This is a genomic window from Streptomyces otsuchiensis, from assembly GCF_004305975.1.
Lineage (GTDB): Bacteria > Actinomycetota > Actinomycetes > Streptomycetales > Streptomycetaceae > Streptomyces > Streptomyces otsuchiensis.
Map to the genome: position 1 here is coordinate 1 of NZ_BHZI01000445.1, position 2,647 is coordinate 2,647.

Annotated in this window: 2 protein-coding genes; one reads left to right on the forward strand and one right to left on the reverse strand. The window is 73.1% G+C overall.

All coding sequences use genetic code 11. From position 1 onward, the window contains the following. Positions 1 to 147 precede the first annotated feature (147 nt). Positions 148 to 1,539, reverse strand: a complete 1,392-nt coding sequence (locus tag E0D90_RS24885; RefSeq protein WP_103500547.1) for a DUF6421 family protein — start codon at positions 1,537 to 1,539, stop codon at positions 148 to 150. 240 nt (positions 1,540 to 1,779) lie between these two features. Between E0D90_RS24885 and E0D90_RS24890 the strand changes: the two genes are divergently transcribed. Beyond that, on the forward strand, positions 1,780 to 2,463 hold the full coding sequence (locus E0D90_RS24890) for a glycerophosphodiester phosphodiesterase (RefSeq protein WP_130800184.1): 684 nt from the start codon (positions 1,780 to 1,782) through the stop codon (positions 2,461 to 2,463). Positions 2,464 to 2,647: the final 184 nt, after the last annotated feature.

Sequence of the window (2,647 nt, forward strand, 5' to 3'; positions counted from 1 at the left end):
GCCGGGTGGGGGGGCGCGGGTGCCCCGGTCCGCGTTCTCCCGCCGTCGTGGGGCGGGCCGGTGTCGCGCGGGCCGGGGTGACGCGGGCGCGCGGAGAGACCGGCCCCGGGCGTGGTGCGCGGGTGGCCGGCTCTCGGCGGTGTGCGTTCAGGCCGCCAGTTTGGTGCGGTCCTCGGCGGTGATGCCCCGGGTCGACTCGATGACGGTGCGGAGCTTGCGCGCCAGGGCCTCGTAGAACAGGCTCAGCGGGAACTCGTCCGGCAGCACGTCGTCCACCAGCTTGCGCGGCGGCAGCGACAGGTCCAGCGCGTCGGGGCCCTTGGCCCAGGTCGAGCCGGGGTGGGGGGCGAGGTAGCCGGAGACCAGCTCGTAGGCCTTGAACCAGTGGACCAGCTTGGGCCGGTCGATGCCGTCGCGGTAGAGGGTCTCGATCTCCTGGCGCAGCTGGACGGTGACGGCGCGGGCCCGGTCCCAGTCGATGCTGAGCCGGTTGTCGGTCCAGCGCAGCGCGTCGTGGCGGTGGAGGTAGGCGAAGAGCAGCTGTCCGCCGAGGCCGTCGTAGTTGCGGTTGCGTTCGCCGGTGACCGGGAAGCGGAAGATGCGGTCCAGGATGATCGCGAACTGCACGTCACGGCCCTGGGAGTAGCCGTCCTCCTCCAGCCGCACCGCCTCGGCGAAGGCGGTGAGGTCGCAGCGCAGCTCCTCCAGGCCGTACATCCAGAACGGCTGCCGCTGTTTGATCATGAACGGGTCGAACGGCAGGTCGCCGTGGCTGTGGGTGCGGTCGTGGACCATGTCCCACAGGACGAAGGTCTGCTCGCAGCGGTGCTGGTCGGCGAGCAGTTCGGTCGCGTCCTCGGGCAGTTCGAGGCGGGTCGCCTCGCAGGCGGCGTCGACGACCCGGCGGAAGCGGGCGGCCTCACGGTCGCAGAAGATCCCGCCCCAGCTGAAGCGCTCGGGTGCCTCGCGGACGGCGATGGTCTCCGGGAAGAGGACCGCCGAGTTGGTGTCGTAGCCGGCGGTGAAGTCCTCGAAGGTGATGCCGAGGAAGAGCGGGTTGTCGTAGCGGGTGCGCTCCAGCTCCGACAGCCAGGTGGGCCAGACCATGCGCAGGACGACGGCTTCCAGGTTGCGGTCGGGGTTGCCGTTCTGGGTGTACATGGGGAAGACGACCAGGTGCTGACGGCCGTCGGTGCGCTCGCTCGCCGGGGTGAAGGCGAGCAGGGAGTCCAGGAAGTCGGGGACGCCGAAGCCGTCGTCGGCCCAGCGGCGCAGGTCGGCGACGAGGGCCTGGTGGTAGGCGGCGTCGTGGGGCATCAGCGGCGAGAGCGCCCGGACGGAGTCCGCGACGCGTTCCACGAGCTCACGGACGGCGTCGCGGTCCGGGGCCTCGGGGGCGTCGAAGTCGATGGAGCCGTCCTTGGACTGCGCGGGGCGGATGGCCTCGACGGCGTCCTTGAGGGCGGGCCAGGCGGGGTGTGCCACCACCCGGGAGGCGGTGCCGCCGTCGGGGGCGGCGGTGACCAGGGTTTCCGTCATGACCAGTTCCTCCACGCGTGGTGCTCGTTCGCCGGAACGCTAGCGGTGCGGCGGTCTCACCTTCAAGCCCGCCTACCGTAAATCTTACGGCCAATCGGCGTTCACGCCGCTTCTTTTCCTGCCTTACCCGGTGAATCACGGGTTCATCCACGTCGCCTACAGTGGCCGCGATCACACGCGGCAGGCGCCCGGACACGCGCGGGCCCACCGCGGGCACCGCACCAGAGAGGCTCGACCACCATGCCGCTGCTGACCGTCGGACACCGGGGACTGATGGGGGCGGAGCCGGAGAACACCCTGCGCTCCTTCCGCCGCGCCGAGCGCGAGGGGGTGGATGTGATCGAGCTGGACATCCACCTGAGCAAGGACGGGCACCTCGTCGTGATGCACGACGCCCGCGTCGACCGCACCACCGACGGCAGCGGGCGGATCGCCGAGATGACCCTCGCGGAGCTGCGCGCGCTCGACGCGGGCCAGGGCGAGCGCGTCCCGGTCTTCCGGGAGGTGATGGAGGCCGTCTCCGCGCCCGTCCAGGCGGAGATCAAGGACGCGGCCGCCGCCCGGGGGCTGGCGGCGGCCGTCACCGAACTCGGCCTGCACGACCGGGTGCGTGTCATCTCCTTCCACGACGCGGCCCTGCGGGAGACCCGCGCCCTCCTGCCGGAGATCCCCATCGCCCTGGTGACCGGCGAGAGCACCGCCACCGCGCCGGAACGCGCCGTGGCGCTGGGCGCGTCGATGGTCTCCTGCGAGTTCCCCCGGCTCACCCCGGAGGTGGTCGGCCGCTGCCACGCGGCCGGCATCGAGGTCATCAGCTGGACGGTGAACACCGCGGAGGAGCTGGCGCGCGCGGTGGAGCTGGGCCTGGACGGGGTCGTCACCGACGAACCCGAGCTGGCCCACGCCGCCCTCGCCGGCGCCTGAGACGGCGGGCGGCGGCCCCGTCCGCACCGTGGGCGCGTCCACCGGTGGGGTTTCCGCGCCCACGGCCGAGGACGCGGCCCGGAGTGCGCCCTGCCCGCGCGCCCCGGCGCACCCCGTGACGCTCCGGTGCGCTCCCGTACGGCCGGGAGGGGCGCGCGGGCAGGGCGCACGCCGGGCCGCGTCC

Coding starts and splice junctions, on each gene's coding strand:
- E0D90_RS24885 (WP_103500547.1), bottom strand. CDS start 1,539: ATGACGGAAACCCTGGTCACCGCCGCCCCCGACGGCGGCACCGCCTCC.
- E0D90_RS24890 (WP_130800184.1), top strand. CDS start 1,780: ATGCCGCTGCTGACCGTCGGACACCGGGGACTGATGGGGGCGGAGCCG.